The sequence below is a fragment of the Subtercola boreus genome, from assembly GCF_003399625.1.
Lineage (GTDB): Bacteria > Actinomycetota > Actinomycetes > Actinomycetales > Microbacteriaceae > Subtercola > Subtercola boreus_C.
In genome coordinates, this window is sequence record NZ_NBXA01000022.1 from 228,766 (window position 1) to 252,043 (window position 23,278).

24 protein-coding genes and 1 tRNA gene are annotated in these 23,278 nt (G+C 67.6%); 10 read left to right on the forward strand and 15 right to left on the reverse strand.

Annotated features, from left to right (window positions below; translation table 11 throughout):
* Positions 1 to 63 precede the first annotated feature (63 nt).
* From smpB to prfB, 4 genes are all read right to left on the reverse strand, one after another.
* Positions 64 to 540, reverse strand: a complete 477-nt coding sequence (smpB, locus tag B7R21_RS11890) for an SsrA-binding protein SmpB (RefSeq protein ID WP_116283507.1) — start codon at positions 538 to 540, stop codon at positions 64 to 66.
* Between the two features lie 76 nt (positions 541 to 616).
* Positions 617 to 1,534, reverse strand: coding sequence for a permease-like cell division protein FtsX (gene ftsX, locus B7R21_RS11895; protein WP_116283459.1), 918 nt, complete (start codon positions 1,532 to 1,534; stop codon positions 617 to 619).
* Complete coding sequence (ftsE, locus tag B7R21_RS11900) at positions 1,531 to 2,700, reverse strand: cell division ATP-binding protein FtsE (RefSeq protein ID WP_116283460.1); 1,170 nt, start codon at positions 2,698 to 2,700, stop codon at positions 1,531 to 1,533. Before ftsE ends, ftsX begins: the two co-directional genes overlap by 4 nt.
* Before the next feature lie 98 nt (positions 2,701 to 2,798).
* Positions 2,799 to 3,905, reverse strand: coding sequence for a peptide chain release factor 2 (prfB, locus tag B7R21_RS11905; protein ID WP_116283461.1), 1,107 nt, complete (start codon positions 3,903 to 3,905; stop codon positions 2,799 to 2,801).
* Between the two features lie 114 nt (positions 3,906 to 4,019).
* On the opposite strand from prfB, the gene B7R21_RS11910 reads away from it, so the two are divergent.
* The 3 genes from B7R21_RS11910 to B7R21_RS11920 all read left to right on the forward strand — a co-directional run bounded on the left by B7R21_RS11910 (position 4,020) and on the right by B7R21_RS11920 (position 6,218).
* Positions 4,020 to 5,282 carry an MFS transporter gene (locus B7R21_RS11910; RefSeq protein ID WP_116283462.1) on the forward strand — a complete coding sequence of 421 codons (1,263 nt, stop codon included), beginning with the start codon at positions 4,020 to 4,022 and terminating at the stop codon, positions 5,280 to 5,282.
* A 30-nt stretch (positions 5,283 to 5,312) separates the two neighbouring features.
* A tRNA-Leu gene (locus tag B7R21_RS11915) sits at positions 5,313 to 5,394 on the forward strand.
* Positions 5,395 to 5,453: 59 nt separating this feature from the next.
* A complete protein-coding gene (locus tag B7R21_RS11920; RefSeq protein ID WP_116283463.1) occupies positions 5,454 to 6,218 on the forward strand; it encodes a DedA family protein in 765 nt (254 codons plus the stop codon).
* 132 nt (positions 6,219 to 6,350) lie between these two features.
* Here B7R21_RS11920 and B7R21_RS11925 read toward each other — a convergent pair whose 3' ends face one another.
* From B7R21_RS11925 to murI, 4 genes are read right to left on the reverse strand one after another with little or no spacing between them, the layout of a single operon-like run.
* Positions 6,351 to 7,274: a cation diffusion facilitator family transporter gene (locus tag B7R21_RS11925; protein WP_116283464.1), complete on the reverse strand. Its 924-nt coding sequence runs from the start codon at positions 7,272 to 7,274 to the stop codon at positions 6,351 to 6,353.
* Positions 7,275 to 7,320: 46 nt separating this feature from the next.
* Entirely contained in the window at positions 7,321 to 7,950 is a 630-nt protein-coding gene (rdgB, locus tag B7R21_RS11930) for an RdgB/HAM1 family non-canonical purine NTP pyrophosphatase (protein WP_116283465.1), read from the reverse strand.
* Positions 7,947 to 8,708 (reverse strand): ribonuclease PH, encoded by a 762-nt coding sequence (gene rph / locus B7R21_RS11935; protein ID WP_116283466.1) that lies wholly within the window; start codon positions 8,706 to 8,708, stop codon positions 7,947 to 7,949. Before rph ends, rdgB begins: the two co-directional genes overlap by 4 nt.
* Positions 8,705 to 9,607: a glutamate racemase gene (gene murI / locus B7R21_RS11940; RefSeq protein ID WP_116283467.1), complete on the reverse strand. Its 903-nt coding sequence runs from the start codon at positions 9,605 to 9,607 to the stop codon at positions 8,705 to 8,707. Before murI ends, rph begins: the two co-directional genes overlap by 4 nt.
* A gap of 135 nt (positions 9,608 to 9,742) precedes the next feature.
* On the opposite strand from murI, the gene B7R21_RS11945 reads away from it, so the two are divergent.
* Positions 9,743 to 11,116 carry a nicotinate phosphoribosyltransferase gene (locus B7R21_RS11945; RefSeq protein ID WP_253259778.1) on the forward strand — a complete coding sequence of 458 codons (1,374 nt, stop codon included), beginning with the start codon at positions 9,743 to 9,745 and terminating at the stop codon, positions 11,114 to 11,116.
* A gap of 40 nt (positions 11,117 to 11,156) precedes the next feature.
* Here the strand turns inward: B7R21_RS11945 and B7R21_RS11950 are convergent, their stop codons facing one another.
* From B7R21_RS11950 to B7R21_RS11960, 3 genes are read right to left on the reverse strand one after another with little or no spacing between them, the layout of a single operon-like run.
* Positions 11,157 to 11,435, reverse strand: coding sequence for a DUF3039 domain-containing protein (locus B7R21_RS11950; RefSeq protein ID WP_116283469.1), 279 nt, complete (start codon positions 11,433 to 11,435; stop codon positions 11,157 to 11,159).
* Positions 11,436 to 11,444: 9 nt separating this feature from the next.
* The gene (locus B7R21_RS11955; protein ID WP_116283470.1) at positions 11,445 to 13,022 is read right to left on the reverse strand and encodes an ABC transporter permease; all 1,578 of its coding nucleotides are present in this window, start codon (positions 13,020 to 13,022) and stop codon (positions 11,445 to 11,447) included.
* A complete protein-coding gene (locus tag B7R21_RS11960) occupies positions 12,998 to 14,035 on the reverse strand; it encodes an ABC transporter ATP-binding protein (RefSeq protein ID WP_367379403.1) in 1,038 nt (345 codons plus the stop codon). The genes B7R21_RS11955 and B7R21_RS11960 overlap by 25 nt, the downstream gene beginning before the upstream one ends.
* A gap of 37 nt (positions 14,036 to 14,072) precedes the next feature.
* Between B7R21_RS11960 and B7R21_RS11965 the strand changes: the two genes are divergently transcribed.
* From B7R21_RS11965 to B7R21_RS11975, 3 genes are all read left to right on the forward strand, one after another.
* Complete coding sequence (locus tag B7R21_RS11965) at positions 14,073 to 14,498, forward strand: hypothetical protein (protein WP_172592148.1); 426 nt, start codon at positions 14,073 to 14,075, stop codon at positions 14,496 to 14,498.
* A gap of 196 nt (positions 14,499 to 14,694) precedes the next feature.
* The gene (locus B7R21_RS11970) at positions 14,695 to 15,567 is read left to right on the forward strand and encodes a hypothetical protein (RefSeq protein WP_116283472.1); all 873 of its coding nucleotides are present in this window, start codon (positions 14,695 to 14,697) and stop codon (positions 15,565 to 15,567) included.
* A gap of 78 nt (positions 15,568 to 15,645) precedes the next feature.
* Positions 15,646 to 15,957, forward strand: coding sequence for a hypothetical protein (locus B7R21_RS11975; RefSeq protein WP_253259770.1), 312 nt, complete (start codon positions 15,646 to 15,648; stop codon positions 15,955 to 15,957).
* Positions 15,958 to 16,007: 50 nt separating this feature from the next.
* On the opposite strand, the gene B7R21_RS11980 is transcribed toward B7R21_RS11975, so the two are convergent.
* Together B7R21_RS11980 and B7R21_RS11985 are read right to left on the reverse strand one after the other, a co-directional pair.
* On the reverse strand, positions 16,008 to 17,099 hold the full coding sequence (locus tag B7R21_RS11980; protein WP_116283473.1) for a glycosyltransferase: 1,092 nt from the start codon (positions 17,097 to 17,099) through the stop codon (positions 16,008 to 16,010).
* Between the two features lie 120 nt (positions 17,100 to 17,219).
* Positions 17,220 to 18,872, reverse strand: a complete 1,653-nt coding sequence (locus tag B7R21_RS11985; RefSeq protein WP_253259771.1) for a S1C family serine protease — start codon at positions 18,870 to 18,872, stop codon at positions 17,220 to 17,222.
* 148 nt (positions 18,873 to 19,020) lie between these two features.
* On the opposite strand from B7R21_RS11985, the gene B7R21_RS11990 reads away from it, so the two are divergent.
* The gene (locus B7R21_RS11990) at positions 19,021 to 20,217 is read left to right on the forward strand and encodes an aminotransferase class I/II-fold pyridoxal phosphate-dependent enzyme (RefSeq protein WP_116283474.1); all 1,197 of its coding nucleotides are present in this window, start codon (positions 19,021 to 19,023) and stop codon (positions 20,215 to 20,217) included.
* A 178-nt stretch (positions 20,218 to 20,395) separates the two neighbouring features.
* On the opposite strand, the gene B7R21_RS11995 is transcribed toward B7R21_RS11990, so the two are convergent.
* Positions 20,396 to 21,211, reverse strand: a complete 816-nt coding sequence (locus B7R21_RS11995) for a carbon-nitrogen hydrolase family protein (RefSeq protein WP_116283475.1) — start codon at positions 21,209 to 21,211, stop codon at positions 20,396 to 20,398.
* Positions 21,208 to 22,242, reverse strand: coding sequence for a zinc-dependent alcohol dehydrogenase family protein (locus tag B7R21_RS12000; protein WP_116283476.1), 1,035 nt, complete (start codon positions 22,240 to 22,242; stop codon positions 21,208 to 21,210). Before B7R21_RS12000 ends, B7R21_RS11995 begins: the two co-directional genes overlap by 4 nt.
* A gap of 67 nt (positions 22,243 to 22,309) precedes the next feature.
* On the opposite strand from B7R21_RS12000, the gene B7R21_RS12005 reads away from it, so the two are divergent.
* Positions 22,310 to 22,822: a hypothetical protein gene (locus B7R21_RS12005; RefSeq protein ID WP_116283477.1), complete on the forward strand. Its 513-nt coding sequence runs from the start codon at positions 22,310 to 22,312 to the stop codon at positions 22,820 to 22,822.
* A 14-nt stretch (positions 22,823 to 22,836) separates the two neighbouring features.
* Positions 22,837 to 23,232 carry a thioredoxin gene (gene trxA / locus B7R21_RS12010; protein WP_116283478.1) on the forward strand — a complete coding sequence of 132 codons (396 nt, stop codon included), beginning with the start codon at positions 22,837 to 22,839 and terminating at the stop codon, positions 23,230 to 23,232.
* The last annotated feature ends 46 nt before the right edge of the window (positions 23,233 to 23,278 follow it).

The following is a 23,278-nucleotide window of genomic DNA, read 5'->3' on the forward strand; positions in this document are numbered from 1 at the left end:
GCACCACCGACATCCACAATGGTGGACACCGTTCACATCGTAACGAGCTGATCACGACTCAGTTCAGTCCCCGAGGTTCCGCTGCGTTCCCATCGCACGGTCGGCCTCGCGCTTGTCCTGTCGCTCCCGAAGCGTCTGGCGCTTGTCGTATTCGCGCTTGCCCTTCGCTACCGCGAGCTCGACCTTCGCCTTGCCGTCGCTGAAGTACAGCCGCAGCGGCACAAGCGTATAGCCGCCCTCTTTCACCTTGTTGTGGATCTTGAGGATCTGCGCCTTGTGCAGCAGCATCTTGCGCTTCCGGCGCGGCGGGTGGTTGTTCCACGAGCCCTGGTTGAACTCGGGGATGTGCACCGCGTCCAGCCACGCCTCTCCCCCATCGATGTAGCCGTAGCCGTCGACGAGGGACGCCCGACCGGCCCGCAGCGACTTGACCTCGGTGCCGGTGAGCACGAGGCCTGCCTCATACGTGTCTTCGATGCTGTAGTCGTGGCGGGCCTTGCGGTTGGTCGCGACGACCTTTTCTCCGCGTTCGCGTGGCACGAGCACTCCTGGAAGATCGGTGGTGGATGAGCTGCGCGGCACGCAGCAGCCCTCCAGTCTATGCCGTTCGAACTGCTCAGACCTTCAGGTACCGGGTGATGGCGAACTTGGCGGAGAACGCGGCGAGCACAACCGAGAGCACGATGAGCGTCGGCACCACGAAGAGCAGCGCATCGTTGTCGGTCACGAAGGCGGTGAAGGGCAGTGCTGTCTGCAGATAGCCCTGCACGAAGAAGTGAACCACCCCCCAGACGGCCGCACCGGCCAGCACCGATCCGATGAGCGCGGCGATCACACCCTCGAGGATGAACGGCGTCTGGATGAACCGGTTGGATGCCCCCACCAGCCTCATGATGCCGATCTCCCGTCTTCGGGAGAACGCCGACAGCCGGATCGTGGTCGCGATCAGCAGCACCGCGGCCACCAGCATCAGCACAGCGATCCCGATGGCGGTGTAGCTCGCCGCGTTGAGGATCGAGAAGATCTGCTCGAGGTAGCTGCGCTGGTCGACCACGCTGTCCACCCCCGGGAGGCCAGACAGGCTCTCGACGAGCACCGCCGACTGCTGCGGGTCGACCATGTTGATCCAGAAGGTCTGGTTGAGCAGGTCGGGCGTCACGTACTGGGCGACATCGTTGCCCGCGAACTGCTGCTTGAACTTCTCGTAGGCCTGCTCGTGCGTCTCGAAGTAGTACTGCTGGATGAAGGGCGACAGCGTCGGCGACTTCAGCTGGGCATCCACCGCCGCGATCTGGTCGTCGGTGGCCTCACCGTTCGTGCAGTTCGCGCCTCCTGAGGTCGTCGTGCACATGTACACGGCGACCTGCGCCTTGTCGTACCAGTAGCTCTTCATCTGGCCGATCTGCATCTGGAGAAGAATGGCGGCGCCCACGAAGGTGAGCGAGATGAAGGTCACCAGCACGACGGAGACGACCATGGACATGTTGCGGCGAAGGCCTGTGCCGACCTCGCCGAGGATGAGTGCGAGTCTCACTGGGTCGGCCCCACGTTCTGGTCAGCGGCCCTGTCGTGGTTCTCGCCGCGCGCACGAAGTCCGAGCGTCTCGGCCAGGCTGATCTGCCCGGTCATCAGCGAATCCCTGTCGTCTGCGGGTGCTGCTCCAGGCTCGGGCTCCGGATCGGGCTGTGTGGGTTGCGCAGCTCCGCTGTGCACTGCTGTGGAGAGCGCAGCCGCGGGCTCCGTCGTGGCCACACCCCGGGCATCCGGAGCCTCGACCTCGCCGGTGTCGGCCGGTGGGAAGAAGAACGGGGTGTCGTCGGAGACATCCTCGATGACCGCGGTGGTTCCGGCAGCGGGCAGCGGCATGCCGACAGGCTGCACGAGCACCTGCTGCCCGGTCTCGGTCGTGGCGAAGACGGGTCGTTCGATCGCTCCCGTCGCCTGCATGCGGAGGGAGAGCGGATCGGGACGGGTGATCTCCGCGGTCATGCCGGAGTCCTGCAGGCTGATCTCGGTGGTCGCACCGTAGCCGCCCTGGCGGTCGTCCCGCACGACCTGGCCGCTGACGAGTTCGACGACCCGGCGCTGCATCTGGTCGACAATCGCGTTGTCGTGGGTGGCCATGATGATCGTGGTGCCGCCGGCATTGATGCGGTCGAGCACGTTCATGATTCCGGCACTCGTCACGGGGTCGAGGTTTCCTGTCGGTTCGTCGGCCAGCAGGATGGCGGGCTTGTTGACCACGGCGCGGGCGATGGCCACGCGCTGCTGCTCACCGCCCGAGAGCTCGTGGGGCAGTCGGCCGGCCTTTTCGGCGAGGCCGACCATGGCGAGCACGTCGGGCACGGCCTCCTGGATGAATCCCCGGGACTTGCCGATGACCTGGAGCGTGAACGCCACATTGTCGAAGACGTTCTTGTTCGGCAGCAGACGGAAGTCCTGGAACACGACGCCGAGATTCCGGCGGAAGTAGGGCACCTTGCGGGACGAGATCGACCCGAGGTCCTGGCCCAGGACGTGGATGTTCCCGCTCGAGGGGCGATCCTCCTTCAGCACGAGGCGGAGGAAACTCGACTTGCCGGAGCCTGAGGCACCCACGAGGAAGACGAACTCACCCCGCAGGATCTCGAGGTCGATCGTGTTGAGCGCCGGCTTGGCCGTGCCCCTGTACATCTTGCTTACCTGGTCAAATCGAATCATGGCGACGTCAGCCTAAGCAGCACCTGCGGGCAATCCGCCCAGCGACATGCCCAATACCCAACCGCGCCGCCGAAGCTGGGAAGTGGCTCGGTGATCCCTCAGTCCTGCTTGCGCTTGCGCCAGCGGATGCCCGCCGAGATGAACCCGTCGAGGTCGCCGTCGAACACGTTGGAGGGGTTGTTCACCTCGTAGTCGGTGCGGAGATCCTTCACCATCTGGTACGGGGCGAGCACATAGCTCCGCATCTGGTCACCCCAGCTCGCGGTGATGTTGCCCGCCAGCTCCTTCTTCGTGGCATTCTCCTGCTCGCGCTGGAGCAGCAACAGCCGCGACTGCAGCACCCGGAGCGCCGCAGCACGGTTCTGGATCTGGCTCTTCTCGTTCTGGCAGCTCACCACGATCCCCGTCGGCAGGTGGGTGATGCGCACAGCGGAGTCGGTGGTGTTGACCGACTGGCCACCCGGCCCGCTCGAACGGAACACGTCGACCCGGATGTCGTTCTCGGGCACCTCGACCACGTCGGTGGTCTCGATCAACGGAACGACCTCGACGGCCGCGAAGCTCGTCTGGCGCTTGCCCGCCGAGTTGAACGGGCTCATCCGCACCAGGCGATGAGTGCCCGCCTCGACGGAGAGGGTTCCGAAGGCATAGGGCGAGTCGATCTCGATCGTCGCACTCTTGATGCCCGCCTCTTCGGCGTAGCTGGTGTCGAGCACGGTCGACTTGTGGCCGTGCTGCTCGGCCCAGCGAAGGTACATGCGCAACAGCATCTCGGCGAAGTCGGAGGCGTCGACCCCGCCCGCGCCGGCACGGATCGTCACGACCGCCGGCCTCGGGTCGTACTCGCCGTTCAACAGCGTCTGCACCTCGAGTTCGCCGAGGAGCTTCGTGATGCTCCGGAGCTCGGTCTGAGCTTCGAGCACGGCGTCTTCGTCGGATTCGTCGTTCGCCAGTTCGACCATGATCTCGAGGTCGTCGAGCCTGGAGTTGATGCTCACGATCTTGGCGAGCTCGGCCTGCCGATGAGAGAGGTCGCTGGTGACCTTCTGCGCTTTCTCGGTGTCGTTCCAGAGGTCGGGCACCCCGGCCTGCTCGCTGAGCTCGGAGATCTGGACCTTGAGCCCCTCGACGTCGACCACCGACTGGATGTCGCCGAAGGTGGAACGGAGGGCACTGATCTGCTCAGAGAGGTCGAGTTCTAACACGATCCCCGAGCTTACCCGCTCCACCTCTCGGCTGGCCGGGTGGTGCTGGCCGGGTGCTGCTGGCCGGGTGCCGGGCGCCGGGCTGAGGCGCCGCGCACCTAAACTGGTTGCCTGATGAGTACTTCCGAACCGGCGCCCGCCTTCCGCATCCGGTCGGTGGCGGCATCCGCCCTCATCCCGGCGCTGCTCTTCGCGATCGGCGAGGGCGCGATCATCCCGATCATCCCTGCGGTTGCCGGCAACCTCGGCGCCGGCCTCGCCCTGGCGGGTTTCATCGCGGGCATGACCATGATCGGCGAGCTGGTCGGGGACATCCCGAGCGGGTGGGTCGTCTCGAAGATCGGCGAACGCCGGTCGATGATCTACGCCGCTGTGCTCTCGATCGCTGCGATCATCCTGTGCCTGCTCGCCCGCGAGCCGCTGCTGTTCGGCATCGGCATCTTCCTGCTCGGGCTGTCGGCGGCGGTCTTCGCGCTCGCCCGCCACGCGTTCATGACGAGTTTCGTGCCCGTCGAATTCCGGGCGCGCGCGCTCTCGACGCTCGGCGGGACATTCCGGGCCGGCTGGTTCATCGGCCCGTTCCTCGGGGCGGGCATCATCGCGCTGACCGGCTCTGCCCTCTCGGTCTTCTTCGTCATGGGCGTCTGCGGTGTCGCCATCATCGTGCTGCTGCTGGTCGTCGACGACCCGACCGAAAAGCTGCTGAAGCCTGATACCGGCCAGACTCTCGTCGCGGCCGAAGCAGCGGGACTGTTCCCCACCATCTGGGCCCACCGGCAGGTGCTGACACGGATCGGGCTGGGCGTCGCCATCGTCAGCGCGCTGCGGGCGAGCCGCACCGTCGTCCTCCCTCTCTGGGCACTGAGTCTCGGACTGAGCGAGAGCACGACCGCACTCATCGTCGGACTCGGCGCGGCAATCGACTTCGCGCTTTTCTATACCAGCGGCCAGATCATGGACCGGTTCGGCCGGCTGTGGAGCGCGCTGCCGTCGATGATCGGGATGGGTGCCTGCCTGCTGGTCCTGTCGTTCACGCACGATCTCAGCCATGCCCTCGGCTGGTTCATCGTGCTCACGATCCTGCTCGGGCTCTCGAACGGCATCTCCAGCGGAATCGTGATGACGCTCGGTGCGGATCTCGCACCAAAGGGCTCACCGGCCCCGTTCCTCGGTGCCTTCCGATTCACGGGGGACCTCGGATCCGCCACCGCGCCGGTGCTCATCGCGGCCGTTGTCGCCGTTGCGGGGCTGCCACTCGCCGTCGGAACCATCGGTGTGATCGGCTTCTTCGGGGCGGGTGTGATGCTCCGCTACATCCCGCGATTCGTACCGCGGAGCCTTTCTCACAAATCGCTGGGATTACGAGCGAGGGCCTGAACCCCAACCATTACACTGGGGGTGTTCTACGCGGGAGTGGTGAAATTGGTATACACGCAGGTTTTAGGTACCTGTGCTTTCGAGCGTGAGGGTTCAAGTCCCTTCTCCCGCACGCGAGAAAGCCGATTCCCCGCGGCCGGCCGCTGAGATCCCGACGACTGGAGCTAGACCATGCACGCAGCCCTGATCCCCTGGCTCGACCCGAACACGCTCATCAACGGTTTCGGGCCGTTCGCGCTGCTCGGCATCTGCTTCATCATCTTCGCCGAGACCGGCCTGCTCGTGGGCTTCGTGCTCCCCGGCGACACGCTGCTCTTCTTCACGGGCCTCCTCACCTTCACCGGCACCATCGGCGTGCCCATCTACTTCGTCGCACCCGCCATCGCCCTCGCCGCCTTCATCGGCGGTGAGGTCGGCTACCTCATCGGCCGGAAGGCCGGCCCCCGCATCTTCGAACGCAAGGAGTCGGGCTTCTTCAGCATCAAGAACGTCGAGCGCACCAACGCCTTCTTCGAGCGGTTCGGCGGCTTCGCCGTCATCGTCGCGCGCTTCGTCCCGGTCGTCCGAACCTTCGCCCCGATCGCAGCCGGTGTCGGCAAGATGGATCCCCGCAAGTACAGCTTCTACAACGCCATCGGCGCCCTCATCTGGGGTGGCGGCATCGTCATGCTGGGCTTCTTCCTCGGCCAGATCCCGATGGTGAAGGACTTCACCGAGAAGTACATCGACGTCGTGCTGCTCGCCGTCGTGGTGCTCACCCTGGTTCCGACCGTCTTCCACACCATCCAGTCCTCCCGGAAGGCCAAGAAGGCCGCCGCCGCGGGCGACTCCGAAGACGACGCCGAAAGAGTGGAGGCGACCGGCGCTGCCGAGGAGCTGCTACTCGACCCCACCGTCTTCGACCGCGGCGCTCACGGAGCCCACGACGCCAAGTAAGCCGGCCCTCTGCCGTCGCCCGAGTGTCATCGAGTGGGCAGTTCGGGCCCTGAAGTCCACGTGCGAAGGGCCCAAACTGCCCACTCGATTGATATGGCGGGGTGGATGGGCGGGGGTGGGCGGGTGACGGTGCTAGCGGTGCTGCTCGTTCTCGTGTCCCGCGTGCTCCGCGGGCTCGAGCTGGAAGGTCGAGTGCTCCACATCGAAGTGCGACGTGAGGCACCCCTCCAGCCGATCGAGTAGCGCGCCCGTCTCACCGTCGGCGAAGACCTGCTTGTCGACGACCACGTGAGCCGAGAACACCGGCTCCCCTGAGGTGATCGCCCAGACATGCACGTCATGCACTTCGAGTACGCCCTCTGTCTCGAGGATGTGACGGCGGATCTGCTGCACGTCCGTCTCTTTCGGAGCCGACTGGATGAGCACCGCCACCACATCACGGATGAGCACGAAGGCGCGCGGCACGATCATCACCGCGATGGCGAGGGAGGCGATCGCGTCCGCAGCCACCAGGCCCGTCGTGATGATCACGATGCCCGCGATGATCACAGCGATGGAGCCGAGAGCGTCGCCCAGCACCTCGAGGTAGGCGCCCCGCATGTTGAACGATGTGCGGTCACCACCGCGGAGCACCAGGAGCGCCGCGACGTTCGCCACGAGGCCGATCGAGGCGATGATGAGCATCGGCGTGCCCTGCACGTGGTCGGTCTCGGGCGACAGCAACCGCGAGACACCCTCGATGCCGACGAAGACAGCGACCACGACCAGGATCAGCCCGTTGGCGAGGGCAGCCAGCACCTCCGCCCGCTGGAACCCGAACGTGTGACGGTCGGATGCCGGTCGGAGAGCGATGATCGACGCGACGAGAGCGATCACCAACCCGAAGAGATCGGAGAGCATGTGGCCGGCATCGGCCAGCAGCGCCAGCGAGCCGCTGGCCAGCGCACCGACGACCTCGACGATCAACACGAGGGTGACGATGCCGATGGCGATCAGCAGGCGCGTGCGGTTCGTCGAACCCGTCGCGTGGCTGTGGCCTTCACTGTGAGTGCTCATCGCTTACAGGATAGGGCGGGAAACCGAGGCGCCGGGCCCCGCTGGGCTACTTGGGAATGACGTTCATTCTCAGCAGGGGGATGACGTTCTCGAACGCCAGGGCGCGGTGGCTGATCGCGTTCTTCTCGTCAGCGCTGAGTTCGGCCGCGGTGACGTCGAGCCCGGTCGGCACAAACACGGGATCGTAGCCGAAACCGTTCGTCCCCCGCGCCTCACGGATCACCGCGCCGCGCCAGAAGCCCGACGCCACGTCTTCGAAGGCCACGGCATCCGGCTCGCTTCCTGCACCCGCAGGCACGACGACAGCGATGTGGCACACGAAGGCGGCCCCTCGCTGGTCGTCGTGGATGTCGGCGAGCTGGTCGAGCAGGAGTTCGCGGTTCGCGACGTCGCCCTTTCCGTGCCCTGCCCATCGCGCGGAGAAGATTCCGGGAGACCCGCCGAGGATGTCCACGGCGATGCCCGAGTCGTCGGCCAACGCGGGTAGCCCGGTGTGGAGGGCTGCTGCCCGCGCCTTGATCAGGGAGTTCGCGGCGAACGTGGTCCCGTCCTCGATCGGCTCCGGGCCCTCGTACTTCACGATCTCGAGTTCGGGGAGCCTCGCCCCGAGGATCTTCTGGAACTCGTCGACTTTGTGCTGGTTGTGCGTGGCCAGCACGACGCGCACGCGGGTCACGCGGCCGCACCGGAGGTGAGGGCGGCGGTCTGGGCCGCGGTGAGTTCAGTCGTTCCGATCAGGGCCAGATCCAGGAGCGCGTTCAGTTCCGAACGGTCGAACGGCGCGCCCTCGGCGGTGCCCTGCACCTCGACGAAGAGGCCGCGGCCGGTCACGACGACGTTCATGTCGGTTTCGGCACGCACGTCTTCGACATATGCCAGATCGAGCATGGGCGATCCGTCGATGATTCCCACCGAGATCGCGGCGACGCTGTCGATGAGCGGCTGGGCCTTCTGGCCGATGAACTTGCGACCCCTCGCCCACTCGATCGCGTCGACCATCGCCACATAGGCGCCGGTGATCGCTGCGGTGCGCGTGCCACCGTCGGCCTGCAGCACGTCACAGTCGATCACGATGGTGTTCTCGCCCAGCGCCTTCATGTCGACGACCGCGCGGAGCGAACGCCCGATCAGGCGCGAGATCTCGTGGGTGCGACCGCCGATCCTGCCCTTCACCGATTCCCGGTCCATGCGGCTGTTCGTCGACCGCGGCAGCATCGCGTACTCGGCAGTGACCCAGCCCTTGCCCTTCCCCGACATCCAGCGGGGCACGCCATTGGTGAACGATGCCGTGCAGAGCACCTTCGTGTTTCCGAACGAGATGAGTGCCGATCCCTCGGCCTGGCTGCTCCAGCCGCGCTCGATCGTCACGGGGCGGAGGTCGGCGGCGCTGCGGCCGTCGGCGCGCACGAGCGGGGAGGAAGTGGTGTCGGTCATGGGTTCTCCTTGAAACGGGGGTGGGGTCGGATGCCGGGGCGCTCCGTGGACTGCTCGGCGAGGGCGGCACGAACGAGAGCGATGTCGGGAAGCGAGATCGCGCCGGTCTCGACGAGGTCGACCGCCGAGACCTGCGGGCCGAGGAACCTGTTCGCCAGCCGGAGGAACTCCTCCGCGCTCTCGCCCGTCGCTTCGTATCGGTATGTCGGTGCATCCTTCGCGGTGCGTTGGATGCCCAACTGCACCAATTCGCGATAGACATCGTTCGCGGTCTGGGTGTCGCTCGACACCAGCGTCACGCCGTCGCCCATCACCACGCTGATCGCGCCCTTCAGGAACGGATAGTGCGTGCATCCGAGAACCAGCGTGTCGACGCCTGCCTCGCCGAGCGGCGCCAGGTAGGTGGCGGCCACCGCGAGAAGTTCCGGGCTCGAGGTGTCGCCGCTCTCGACGAAGTCGACGAACCGCGGGCAGGCTTCGCTGAACAGTTCGAGGTGGGGGGCCGCGGCGAACGCGTCGTTGTAGGCCCGGGAGGTGATGGTCGCCGTAGTGCCGATGACCCCCACGCGGTGGTTCCGAGTGGCCGTCACGGCGGCGCGGACGGCAGGCTGGATGACCTCGACGACGGGCACCGAATAGCGTTCCCGGGCATCCCGGAGCATCGCGGCCGACGCCGTGTTGCAGGCGATGACCAGCATCTTGACGCCCTCGTCGACCAGATCGTCGAGCACTGCCAGCGCGAAGCGACGCACATCGGCGAGCGGTTTCGGCCCGTACGGCGAGTGCGCGGTGTCACCCACATAGAGGAGCGATTCGTTCGGCAACTGGTCGCGAATGGCCCGGGCGACGGTCAGGCCGCCCACTCCGGAATCGAAGATGCCAATCGGTGCGTCGCTCACAACTGACGAGCCTACCCGCAGGCTACGCTCGATCCTGTGAGCTCCTCCCCCGCGGTTCCCTCGTCCACCCCGCCTCTCGTGTCTCCGGTGCCCCGCAGCTCGTCGGCCTTCCTCACCGACCGGTACGAGCTCACGATGCTCGACGCCGCTCTCGCTGACGGCACTGTCGACCGGGCGTGCCTGTTCGAGGTGTTCGCCCGGAGCCTTCCGCACGGAAGGCGCTACGGGGTCGTGGCCGGCACGGGGCGGGTGCTCGAACTCATCGGCGACTTCCGCTTCGGTGAGCCGGAGCTCGACTGGCTCCGCGAGAACGACGTGGTGCGCCCGGCGACGCTCGACTGGCTCGCTGACTACCGCTTCCGGGGCACGGTGCGGGGATACCGGGAGGGAGAGCTGTACTTTCCCGGCTCGCCGATCCTCACCGTCGAGGCATCATTCGGCGAAGGCGTCATCCTCGAGACACTCGTGCTGAGCGTGCTGAACTACGACTCGTCGGTGGCGGGAGCCGCCGCGCGCATGGTGTCGGCGGCTGGCGGTCGCCCGCTGGCCGAGATGGGCTCCCGGCGCACCGGTGAGCGGTCGGCCGTCGCGGCAGCCCGCGCGGCCTACATCGCCGGCTTCGCGGCCACCTCGAACCTGGAGGCGGGGCGATCGTGGGGCGTACCGACCATGGGCACGGCCGCACACGCCTTCACGCTGCTTCACGACTCCGAAGAAGACGCGTTCCGTTCGCAGATCGAGGCGATGGGTCCCGGGACGACCCTCCTGATCGACACCTACGACGTCGAGCACGCCACCGAGCTCGCCGTCGAGGTGGCGGGCCCCGGCCTCGGAGCCGTGCGGCTCGATTCGGGCGACCTCCCCGCACTCGTCGCCTCTGTTCGGACGCATCTCGACTCCCTCGGGAACCACGACACGAAGATCACCGTCACCAACGATCTCGACGAGTACACGATCGCCGCCCTCGCGGCCACCCCGGTCGACTCCTACGGCGTCGGAACCTCGGTCGTCACCGGCTCGGGTTCGGTCGCAGCCGGCATGGTCTACAAGCTGGTTGCGCATCGCCTCGATGACGGCGAATGGATGTCGGTGGCCAAACGGTCGGCGAAGAAGAGCACGGTCGGCGGGCGGAAGAACGCAGCCAGGCGACTCGACGCCTCCGGCACGGCCACAGCAGAGGTGCTCTATGTCGAGGGGGGCGCCGCGGGCGGAGCCCATGACGGGATCGTGGGTGACGAGGCATCCGCAGCCAACCCGCAGGCTGCGACGCTGCCGACGGCGGGAACGGCGGCAATGGCAGGAACGGCGGCAACGGCAGGATCCGAACGCCCTCTCCTTGTCGACCTGATCGTCGACGGAGTGGTGGTCGGCGATCACGTCGGCCCGGTCGGCGTCAAGCGAGCCCGCGAGCACCACGCCGAAGTGCGGAGGGAGCTGGCCCCGAGCGCCTTCCGGCTCTCGCGGGGCGGCGAAGCGATCATCCCGACCATGTACGCCGCAGGCAGCTAGACAGCCGCCGCTCGGCAGCCGACCATTCCAGCGACACAACCTACTCGTCGGCGATGAGGCCCTCGTAGATGTCCTTGCAGGTCGGGCAGACCGGGAACTTGTCGGGGTCGCGGCCAGGCACCCAGGTCTTGCCGCAGAGGGCCTTCACCGGAGCCCCGCTCAGCGCGGACTCGAGGATCTTCTCCTTCTGCACGTAGTGCGAGAAGCGGTCGTGGTCCCCGGGATCGATCTGCTCGGCGTCGAGAAGTTCTTCGAGCTCACGGTCGAGCGTTGCGGTTCCGCCACCATCGGGCAGTCCGCCCGGCTCTGAAATACTCATGCGAAAAGTCTAGCCGCGAACGGAGGCCGCGAGGATCTCCGGCCCCCGTCGGTTGAACACCGCGCCTCCCGCCAGCGTGCCGAGCACGAGCACGAGCACGCCGATCGGCACACCCCACCAGAGGGCGGTCCAGTAGAGGTCGGGCTGCCCGAGCAGGATGGCCTGCACGCCGAAGACGACGGCTGGCGTGGAGACGGCGAGCGTTCCCACCAGGGTTCCCACCTGAACGAACACCGACGTCGAACCGGTGAGCTGGGGCTGCGTGAAGGGGCTCTCGCCCGGCCGGGTGGCCGCGTAGGGGAACCTCGCCGAGATCAGGTTGCCGAAGCCGACGGAGGCGAACAGCAGACACGAGCTCACACCGAGCAGGGCGGGCAGGGCATCCGCGTTCCGCGAGACGAAGACCGTGACGACCGAGCCGATGCCGATCAGCGGGAGGCCGATGAGCAGAACCGGGGCCAGACGGCCGAGCCGGTCGGCCAGCCCCCGCCTGCCGGAGACGATGTGGAGCCACACCGCCGTGTTGTCAAGGGCCACGTCGTCGTGGATGGCAAAACCGAGGAAGAGGCACATGATCGGCAGGGGTACGAGCGCGTAGTACTCCAGCGGGAAGCCGACGACCAGCAGCGGAATCGCCAGGATCACCGGAACTATCGGCACGATGATCAACGGAACGTAGTAGCGCGGGTCGCGGGCCCAGTAGGTGAGGCTTCGCGCCGCAACGGCGGCGGCTGGCGTCGACGGAAGGCTGCCGAACCAACCGAGCCCGCCCGGCTGGGCCTGTTCCACACTCTCGGAGCGCGTCGAGGTGAGCATGAGCGTAACGAGCGATCGCCAGACCAGCCAGAGCACGGCTACCGTGACGACGGCGATCAGGAAGCAGAGCAGCGCACCGCCCGAGTCTCCGTTCGCGGCCGCCGCAGGGATGGCCCACGCGGCGCCCAGGGGGGTGAAGCCCAGCAGGAGGGCGACACTCAGGCTGAGACTGGATGCCGCGAGGCCCCAGTTGACGGTGAGTGCGAGGGCGACCCCCGGGGCCAGCAGCACCAGCACGAAGACCCCGACCACACCGGCGACCTCCCGGGAGCGACGGGTCACGAGCACCAGGGCGGAGATCGACGAGAAGATGAGCCCGCAGAGCACGCAGGTGGCCACCCCGAGCACCGACCCGACCAACGCCAGGAGCACGCCGAGCGGCGTGGGCGACCATGCGACGACCGTGGCCACCGCGAACACGACGACCGCGACGACGGGCAACGCCACCAGTGCGCTCACCGCTTCGGCCAGCGCAAGCCGGGGGGCGGGGATGCCGAACAGCGCGAACCGTCTGGGATCCATCGGGTCGTCCCGCTGTATCAGCAGCGGCACCAGCACGAACGCGAGCACGATGGCCGAGCCGCCGATCACGATCTCGTTTCGCGCGAGCACGACATCCAGGCTCGCGAGTCCCGAGATGCGGAGGAAGACCGCGATCACCGCGATGAGCCCCGCCAGCAATCCGACACCCACGCCGAAGAGCCGGGCGCGGGATCCGGCGAAGATGTTCCTGAGGAGCGCGAGCCTCAGTCCAACGAGCTGAGCAACCATTCCATGCCTCTGACTGCTTTGTGCCCACCGGCGAGCTCGATGAACCGGTCTTCCAGGGTGGAACCCTCGCGTACTTCGTCGACGGTGCCGCTTGCGAGAACCTTGCCGTGCACGATGATGGCCACGCCGTCGCAGACGCGCTCGATCATGTCCATGCTGTGGCTCGAGAGAACGACCGTGCCACCGGCACTGACGTAGCGCTGGAGGATCTCGGTGACGGTGTCGGCCGAGACCGGATCGACCGCCTCGAACGGTTCGTCGAGCACCAGGAGCCGCGGGGAGTGGATCATCGAGGCGGCGAGGGCCACCTTCTTCGTCATGCCGGCCGAGTAGTCGGAGACGAGCCTGCCCAGGGCATCCTGGAGCCCGAACGCCTCGGCGAGTTCGTCGGCACGTTCCCGGACGGCCCGACCGTCGAGGCCCCGGAGAGAGCCGGAGTAATGCAGCAGCTGCCGACCCGTCAACCGGTCGAAGAGGCGGAGCTTGTCGGGGAGCACCCCGATCGAGCGCTTGGCCGCAACCGGATCGGCCCAGACATCCAGACCGTTCACGCGGATCTCGCCCGAGTCGGGCCGGAGAAGCCCGGTGATCATCGACAGCGTCGTGGTCTTGCCCGCACCGTTCGGCCCCACGATGCCGTAGAAGCCGCCCCGTTGCACCTCGAGGTCGACACCGTCGACGGCGACAGTCGAACCGAAACGCTTCACGAGCCCCACGAGCGACAGAGCGGCTACCGGAGGCACAGTGACCGCTTCGGCAGCATCGACAGCGACCCGGTCGTCAGTAGCTGCAGCATGTGCGACAACAGCCGCATCGACGTCTTCGTCGGCGTCAGCAGGCGCCTCTCCGACCACCGGCTCGTCGGTCACTGCCTCGTCGACCACCGGCTCATCGACCACCGCCACGTCGACCACTGCCTCGTCGACCACCGGCTCATCGACCACGGCCTCATCGGCCACTGCCTCGTCAATCACGGCAGCATCGACCACCAGCACGTCTTCGACGACCACCACCTCCGGCGCCTCAGGTGCGACCTCAGGCGGAGTGACAGTGCTCGCGGCCGACGCACGGGGCGTGGTGGTGCGCGGCGTGGTGGTGCGCGGTGTACTGGTTCGCGGAGTCGTGGTGCGGGGCGTCGTGGTGCGCGGCGTCGTAGTGCGGGGCGTCGTCGTTCGCGGCGCAGCCGGCCGCGGCGTCGTCGTGCGCGGTGCAGCACTGCGTGGCGCCCTGGCCGCAGCGGGCTTCCGCGGGGCGGACGGCTTCTTCGCCGTCGCGGCTCCGTCGCCGGTAGCGGCATCCGCGCCCTCTGCCGGCCGATCCTTCTGCACCCGACCCGAAGCAGCACCGGTCGTGGCCCGCGGCCTGGCCGGCGCACGGCGCACCGGGGTGCGGCCTGATGCGGCGGAGGCGGGCGCACCGGAAAGCGACTGGTCGCTCCCGGTCGCGGAGGGCTCTGCTTCTGGACTCACTGCTTAAACCTATCAATCCCCGTGGTGCTGTGCGGAGGGTCAGGCCGTGCCCGTTCGCTGGGCTGACCGATACCCCCGACAGCGCTGAAGCAAGCTCCGACCCAGCATGTATATCACAGAGTCTCCGGCGCACGCTGGGCCTCGAAGCCTCACAGAGACCGCCTTAGAATTGCGGCTCACCGTGATTGGGAAGGCACCACACCATGGCAACAAGCGAGAAGACCCTTCCGCCGTCGGTGAACCCGAATGTGCTCAAGGGCATCGACCGGGTGCTGAGCATCCATCGGCCTGTCGTGCTTGCCCACATCAGGAACATGAGAAGGCGCCACCCCGGATTCACACCGGCCCAGCTCATCTCGGCGCTCGAACGGCACTACCTCGCCGCAGTGACGACGGGCGGCGCGGCCGTGGGTGCGTCCGCCGCGATCCCGGCCGTCGGTACGGCGGCGTCACTGGCACTGACCGGCGTCGAGACGCTCGGTTTTCTCGAGGCCACGGCACTGTTCTCCCAGTCCGTCACCGAGGTGCACGGAATCTCCATGGAGGATCCGGATCGTGCACGTGCCCTCGTCATGAGCCTCCTGATGGGCGGCGGCGGCGCCGATCTGGTGCAGCAGCTCGCGCGGCAGGCCGGTGGCGCCGGCGGGCCCCGCTCGGAGTTCTGGGGCACCATGGTGACCAAGAGCCTCCCCCAGGCGGCGGTGGGCCCTGTCGCCGACCAGGTCAAGAAGACCTTCCTCAAACATTTCCTGGCGTGGACGGGATCCACTGCGGTGGGACGCCTGCTGCCGTTCGGTGTCGGCGCCGTGGTCGGTGGAGCCGGCAACCATGTGCTGGGTCGCCGGGTCGTGAAGAGCGCCCGTTCAGCCTTCGGCCCTGCTCCGACGGTGTTCCCGGCGAGCCTCGAGCCGAGGATCGTGCTGCGCGAGAAGCCACCGAAGGCTCTGAAGATGCCGAAGCCACCGAAACCGACCAAGCAGGACAAGCCCGGCAAGGCTCCGAAGATCCCCAAGACTCCCAAGACCCGGACAGCCCCGCCGCCCTACACGAACTCGACCCCGCCCGACACCGCCTGACCCGGCCTGACCCCACCAGACCCCGGGTACGCGCTGATCGGAAACGTCAGTGTCGGAGGGCCGACATACCCTTCCAGCATGCTCGCCAGCCGAACCGCCGCCGCCACGTCCAACCCCTGGGCCGAGGCGGCCTATGCGGTTCCGCTCCGGGTCGACAGATCCGCGGCTCCCGTCTACCGCATCGTCAACCTGGGCCACGAACCGCTCGAGGGGCTGACCTTCTGCCTGCTCGGCTCCGGCGTGATGAACGCCGGCACACCACGGTCGCTCGATGTCGGTGCGACACTCGAGGTGACGATCCGCGGCGAAGACCTGGCGAGGCGGAGTGTGCTGGTCGTCCGGTGGTTCAGGCCCTCCGGTGAGGAATACCTCTGGCGGGTGAGCTTCTGACAGGGGCTGCCGAAGCGAGGACGCCTGGCCGCCGTTACGCGTGGTCGCCGTTACGCGTGGTCGAGGTTCACGATGACCGTGTCTGCAGCGCCCTCGAGATTGAAGAACCCAGCCAGGAAGCCGAAACCCCAGCTGTAGTGCACGAGGGGAAGCGCGATGGCGAACCACGCGCCGGTTCTGACATCGTCGCGGGAGGCCGCAGCGATTCCCAGAACGACGAGACCGACCACGTAGACGACAGGGAGGAGGAGCAGGGCGAGCAGCATCCAGGAGATCACGGCCGCGACGCCGAGAGCGCCCGCCACCAGCCCGAAGAGCCCACCGGCACCGAGGACGAAGCCGAGGATCGTTCCGAGCACGAGGACGGGTGGCAGTGGGAAGCGCAACTCCTTCTGCTCGGGGAAGGCCCGGGCGAACTCTCCGCGCCACAGCCCTTCAGCGAACGATCCGCGCGTGAGATCTACCACCCGGGACGGCGGCCGGTAGGTCACCTCGAGTTCGGGCACGAAGGCGACCTGGTGACCCGCCTCACGGAGCCGGGCGTTCAGCTCCCACGTCTGCCCGTGGCGGATCTCCTCATCGAAGAGCCCGGCCTCGATGAACATCCGGCGACGAATCACATGGTCCTCCGGAATGCTGGTCGGGCCCGCCCCGTTCGCACGCTTCAACGGATCGGCCGACAGACCGTACCGGTGCGTGAAGACCCGCGCGACGGCACGCTCGAACGCGTTCACGCCGACAGGCGTCGTTCGCCCGACGAGGGCCGCGGCATCCGTTCTCACCATCGCCTCCACAGCGCGGCGCGTGTAGTCGACCGGCAGCTCGGCGCGGGGATCCACGCGGATGATCAGCGAACTCCGGGCTGCGGCGATGGCCTCGTTCAGACCGATGACGACTGAGGCCGATGTGGTGGTGATCACACTCAGCCGGGGGTTGAGGCTGGCGGCGTATTCGATGAACTGGCTGGTGCCGTCGGTGTTCGGGCCGACGGAGACGATGATGTCGAGCCCCAGCGGGTAGCTCTGGGCTGCGATGCTCTGGAGTGCTGCCTCGATCGTCGTGCGATCGTTCCGAGCGACAAGGATCGCCGTCACGGGCGGAAGCACAGACGAGGAGGGGGAAGCAGGAAGGGAGTCGTTCATTCGGTCCGCTCGGTGTTTCGGGGAGAAGCCGCCAGAGTGGAGGCCGCCGGACACACCGATAGGCCCCCGCGTGCAGTCGCAGCAAGCGATGAGCCTATCAGGTGGGTTTCCGGATGCCGGTCAGCTGGCGAGCTGGCCCAGCGTGACGTCGACCGTCTTCGACGTTGTGCCGCGGAGGTAGGTCACCTTCGCGGTGCCTCCGGCGGGCAGCACCCGCACCTGGGCGGTCAGGTCGGTCGCGTCGGTGATCGCGATGCCGTTGAAGGCGGTGATGATGTCGCCCTTCTCGAGCCCGGCAGCAGCAGCCGCACCGCCATCGGTGACCGCCACGACGTTTGCCCCGACGACAGTCTGGGTGGCGCTGGCAGCCGCACCGATCGAGGCGCCGAGCAGGCCGTGCGTGGCCGATCCGTTCTTGATGATCTCGTCGGAGATGCGCTTGGCAAAGTTGGCCGGAATCGAGAAGCCCACCCCGATGTTGCCCGACTGGCCGCCCGATGAGCTGGAGCTGCCGGCGCTGGCGATCGCCACGTTGATGCCGATCAGTTTGCCCTCAGAATCGAGCAGGGCGCCACCCGAGTTGCCGGGGTTGATTGCAGCATCGGTCTGGATGACAGCCAGCGAGATCGTGCTCGTGGCCGTCGACGGGGTCTGAGACTGGCCCTGGCCCGGAATGTCGAAGTTCCAGAAGTCGTAGGGGCTGCCGGTGCTGTTCGGGTCGGGAGTAGCCTGCTCGCCGCTCGTCTTGGGAGCCGCCGACGACGCGACCGTGATGCTGCGGTTCAGCGAGCTCACGATTCCGTTGGTCACCGTTCCGGAGAGGCCGAGGGGTGCACCGATCGCGATTGCCGTGTCGCCGACGTTCAGCTTCGACGAGTCTCCGAACTCGATCGGGGTGAGGCCCGAGGCATCCTGCAGCTTGACGACCGCGAGGTCGGCCACGGGGTCGGTGCCGACGACCTTCCCCACGTAGATCTTGCCGTCGGCGGCGGTCACCGAGATGGTGGGGTTCGCAGTGGCACCGTCGAGGGTCACCACGTGCGTGTTGGTCAGGATGTAACCGTCGGCGCTCAGGATCACGCCTGAACCGGTACCGGACGTGGTGGTTCCGTCGGAGACCGAGAGGGTGACGACCGACGGGGACGCCTTCGCAGCCACCGCGGTGATCAGGTTGGCGGAATTCGGGTTGTTGACAGTGATCGTCTGGGGGCTGGACGCCTGGCTGGTCGAGTTCTGGTTGTTGCCCGACATGGCCCAGACGCTGATACCCGCTCCGGATGCTCCACCGATCAGTGCGCCGATCGCGAGCGCTGCGACGAGGGCGACACCACCGCGGCGCTTCGGAGCATCGGAACGGGATTCTGCGCCCGCGACATCCGGCTGGCCGGGCTGCTGCCCGAAGGCGCCGTTGCCGTAGTTCGGCAGAGGGGTGGTCGGCTGTGTGGCCTGGGCGTAGCCGGGCTGGGCGTAACCGGGCTGGGGGTAGCCGGCGGGCTGGGCGTAACCGGGAGTCTGGGCGTAACCGGGGTGGGCCTGCACGGGCGGCTGCGGCTGCGCGGGCGGCCGTGCCTGGGCAGGAGCCTGCGCCTGGGTAGGCGCCTGCGCCTGCGCCTGGGCAGGAGCGACAGGAGCGGGAGCCACCGGGGCAACAGGAGCGACGGGCGTCTCAGCAGCTGCGCTGAGGTTCTCGGTCGGGTTCTCGCTGGCGCCGTGTTCGGGCTCGTTCGGTCGACGGTCCGGAATGTCTGCGGGGTTTTCGGTGCTGTCGGTCAAGTGGTGCTCCTTTCAAGCATCTCCAGCCTTCCCGTGTCACCTGAGCATTCTCTATGCGTGGGCTGCGAGCAGACTGTTGTTTCAATTGTGCACTCCGGCGCGGTGCCCGGCGCTCCGCCGCCGAGGGGCTTGACGGTAGATTGGGACGATGTCGATCAGTGGACCCTGGCAGCGAACCGCGGTAGGAGCCGGCCTCCTGGGGGCCGACGGAGTCATCCGACCCACGATCTTTGCCGAGATGAGTGCACTCGCGGCGGCGACGGGAGCAATCAACCTGGGGCAGGGGTTCCCCGACGAAGACGGTCCCGCCGAGGTTCTGGATGCAGCACGCCGCGCGATCAGCGAGGGGCTCAACCAGTACCCACCCGGCCTGGGGATGCCGGTGCTCCGCGAGGCGATCGCCGACCACCAACGCCGGTTCTACGGCCTCGACGTCGACCCCGACAGGCAGGTGCTGGTCACCGCGGGCGCCACGGAGGCCCTCGCGGCGGTCATCCTGGCGTTCGTCGACGACGGCGACGAGGTGGTCACGCTCGAACCCTTCTACGACGCCTACGGTGGGCTGATCGCCCTCAGCGGCGGCGAGCATCGCACCGTGCCGCTCCGGCTGCCCGACTTCCTGCCCGACCACGACGACCTGCGCGCTGCCGTCACGGATCGCACGAAGCTGATCGTCATCAACAACCCGCACAACCCGACCGGCACGGTGCTCCCCCGGGAGACGCTCGAACTGATCGTCGAGCTGGCCCACGAGCACGACGCACTGATCGTCACCGACGAGGTCTACGAGCACCTCACCTTCGGGCGCCAGCACATCCCGATCGCGACGCTGCCGGGCGCCTGGCAGCGCACCATCACCATCTCCTCAGGGGGCAAGACGTTCAACACCACCGGCTGGAAGGTCGGCTGGATCACGGCACGCCACAAGCTCATCACCGCCATCGTCGCGGTGAAGCAGTTCCTCACCTATGTGAACGCCGCGCCCTTCCAGCCGGCGATCGCGGTCGGCCTCGGCCTGCCGGATGAGTACTTCGCCGGAATCGCCGACGACCTCCGCCAGAAGCGCGATGTGCTCTCGGCAGGCCTCGCGAAAGCCGGTTTCGGGGTCTTCGAGTCGCAGGCGAGCTACTTCGTCGTCGCCGACGCCGCACCCCTCGGCTTCAGCGACGGTATGGAGCTCTGCCGCCAGCTGCCCGAGCTCGCGGGGGTCGTCGCGGTGCCGATCTCGGCGTTCTGCCACGACGAGCTGGGCGCCGAGTACTCGTCCCTGGTGCGTTTCGCGTTCTGCAAACGCGTCGACGTGCTCGAGCTCGCCGCGAAGCAGCTCTCCCGCCTCGGGCGCTGACCCGCGCTGCGCTCCCCCCGCGCTGCGCTCCCCCGCCCGCATCCCGCATCCCGCTACACAATGTCGCTTCCGCGCCCGCGCGCGCACTCGCGGATGCGACAAATGGGCGCAGATCACCGGGAGCGCGGCACCGGCGCCGGGCCAGCACGAGGGGCGGGCCCGGCGGGCGGCTGAAGCGTCAGCGCGGCACGACGCCGAAACGCCGGAGGTCGAGCGCCGGGTTCACACGCCGCACCTCTGTGAGCCGTGACGGCTCGATGAACGCCACCGCCACGCCGGCCTCGGATCCGAGCGCCGCCACCGTCACACCGGTCGGGTCGATCACCCGGCTGAGGCCCACCCCACCGGGTGCAGTGTGGTCTGCCGCCGCGACGAAGACCGTGTTCTCGATGGCCCGCACCTCGAGCAGGCTCGTCCAGTGCCGTTCCTTCGTCGGCCCTGGAACCCACTCCGCGGGCACCAGCACGAGGTCCACCCCCGCATCGACAAGCCACCGGGTCACCTCGGGGAACCGGATATCGTAACACGTCTGCAGCCCCACCGTGAAGCCGGCCACGCCGAACGTCTGCGGATGCGCGATGGTGCCGTGCTGCATCCACTCGCTCTCGCGAGCGCCGTAAGCGTCATAGAGGTGCAACTTGCGGTAACGCGCAACGACCGCACCCTCTGGCGACAGCGCGACAAGCGTGTTGTGCACCCGCGGCCCGTCGGCCTTCTCGATGATGCCGGCGACGAGGTGGATGCCGAACTCCACCGCGAGCGCACCGAGCGCCGTGACGAACTCCCCATCGACTATTTCGGCGGCCCCGAGGGTCTGGCTGCCGAGCGGCGCCACGAAGTGCATCGAGTACTCCGGGAGCACCACGAGCGATGCCCCCCGGGCCACAGCAGCTTCGATGAGCACGCGGATCGCCGCGAGGTTCGCCGCCTTGTCGCCGCCCGGCGCGAACTGCGCCACGGCGATCCCGAGAGGGGCAGGAGCAGGCGCACTCATGACAGGTGCGCGATCGCTTTGATGGCTCGGCGGCCGTCCATCGCCGCGTAGGCGTCGGCAATGTTCTCGAAGTCGAACTCGTAGTCGAACACCAGCCCCGGGTTGATCGAGCCATTCAGCACGTCGTCGAGGAGCGCCGGGAGGTAGGCGCGCACGGGGGCGAGCCCACCGCTCAGCCCGACATTGCTGGCGAACGCCGCCTGCAACGGGAACTCGACGCCGTGCGGCACCCCCACGAAACCGACCCGCGAACCCGGGCGCGCGACGGCGAACGCCGTGGTGAAGGCCTGCGCCGTGCCGACGCACTCGAGGGTGGCGTCGACGCCGACCCCGTCGGTGAGGTCGCGTACCTCGGCCACAGCGTCGTCGCCGCGCGAGGAGACGATGTCGGTCGCGCCGAACGCCCGGGCGATGGCCTGGCGCTCGGGGTTCCGGCTGAGCGCGACGATCCGGCCGGCGCCGAGGCGACGTGCGGCGAGCACCCCGCAGAGTCCGACGGCTCCGTCGCCGACGACAGCCACGGTCGAGCCGGCCACGACACCGGCGCTGACCGCGGCGTGGTGGCCGGTGCCCATCACGTCTGACAGGGTCAGGAGGGAAGGCAGCAGCGCGGCATCCGGAGCCCCACCGGGCACGACGACCAGCGTGCCGTCGGCCTCGGGAACACGCACGTACTCGCCCTGGCCGCCGTCGGTTCCGATGGCCCAGAACCCGCCGTGCACGCACGACGACGTGACGCCGTGCAGGCAGTGCGGGCAGGTGCCATCGCTCCACATGAACGGTGCGATCACGAAGTCACCGACCTTCAGGGCGCTCACATCGGTGCCGATCTCCTCAACCACGCCGAGGAACTCGTGGCCGATCGGCCCGCCGCCCTTCCGTTTGCTCTCCCCGCGGTAGTACCAGAGGTCCGACCCGCAGACGCAGGTCGAGGTCACGCGCACGATCGCCTCGCGGGGGTTCTGGATGACCGGATCCGGCCTCGACTCGACCGAGATGTCGAACGGGGCGTTGTAGACGGCTGCTCTCATGCGTCAAGCCTAAGCGTGCGCCGCCGCTGTGCGCTCGGCAAGACGGCCGACGCGTAGACTTCCCGACATGATCGTGGAGTCGCTGGATCGCCTCGCTGCCGGGCGGAACGCGAGCATTCGCATCCCCGAAGGGCAACGCACCCACCCCCGGACCGAGCGCTCCTTCACGGTCATCACCTGGTTGCTGGCCGTCGAGTTCCTGCTCGGGATCACTGCCCTCACCATCGCCTCCGTGCTCACCCTCGACGGCCAGCAGGTGCCGTGGCCGGTCTGGTTCCGGGGGCTGGTCGTGCTCGGCATCACCACAACCCTCTTCTACTTCGCCTGGCGGGCTCGCGCCGGCTATTACTGGGCGTACTCGAGGCTCCGCCTGTTCAGCCGGATCTTCCCCATGGTCACGCTGGTCATCGCCGCGATCCCCGGGCTCTACCCGCTCTGGATGATCGTCGAGCAGGTCCTCTTCAGCCTCGTGTTGTTCGGCATCAGCGAATACCTCTCGACCGACCACATGCGCCAGGCCTTCGTGAAGCCCGTGAGATCGCCCGACGGCGAGGCGACGGGGAATACCGTTCAGAACTGACTGTTCTACTCACTATGAGCACGCAGACACTGACACAAGAGAACCACGACCAGACGGTCGCCGACGGCATTGTGCTGATCGACTTCTGGGCCGCCTGGTGCGGTCCGTGCCGCCAGTTCGCGCCCGTCTTCGAAGCGACCAGCGAGAAGAATGCCGACATCACGTTCGCGAAAGTCGACACCGAAGACCAGCAGGCTCTCGCGGCCAGTTATGGCATCACCTCCATTCCGACGCTCGTTGTCTACCGCGACGGCATCCCGATCTTTGGCCAGCCCGGCGCACTGCCGCAGCCGGCCCTCGAGGGCCTCATCGACCAGGTGCGCGCGCTCGACATGACCGAGGTGCGGAAGGAATACGACGAGGCCGTCGCGAAGCGAGAAGCTGAGAGTCTCGCCACGCCGGATGCATAACTGAGTCTCTCTCAGCTACCATGGTGAGTTCACGCCCGAGGGGAAC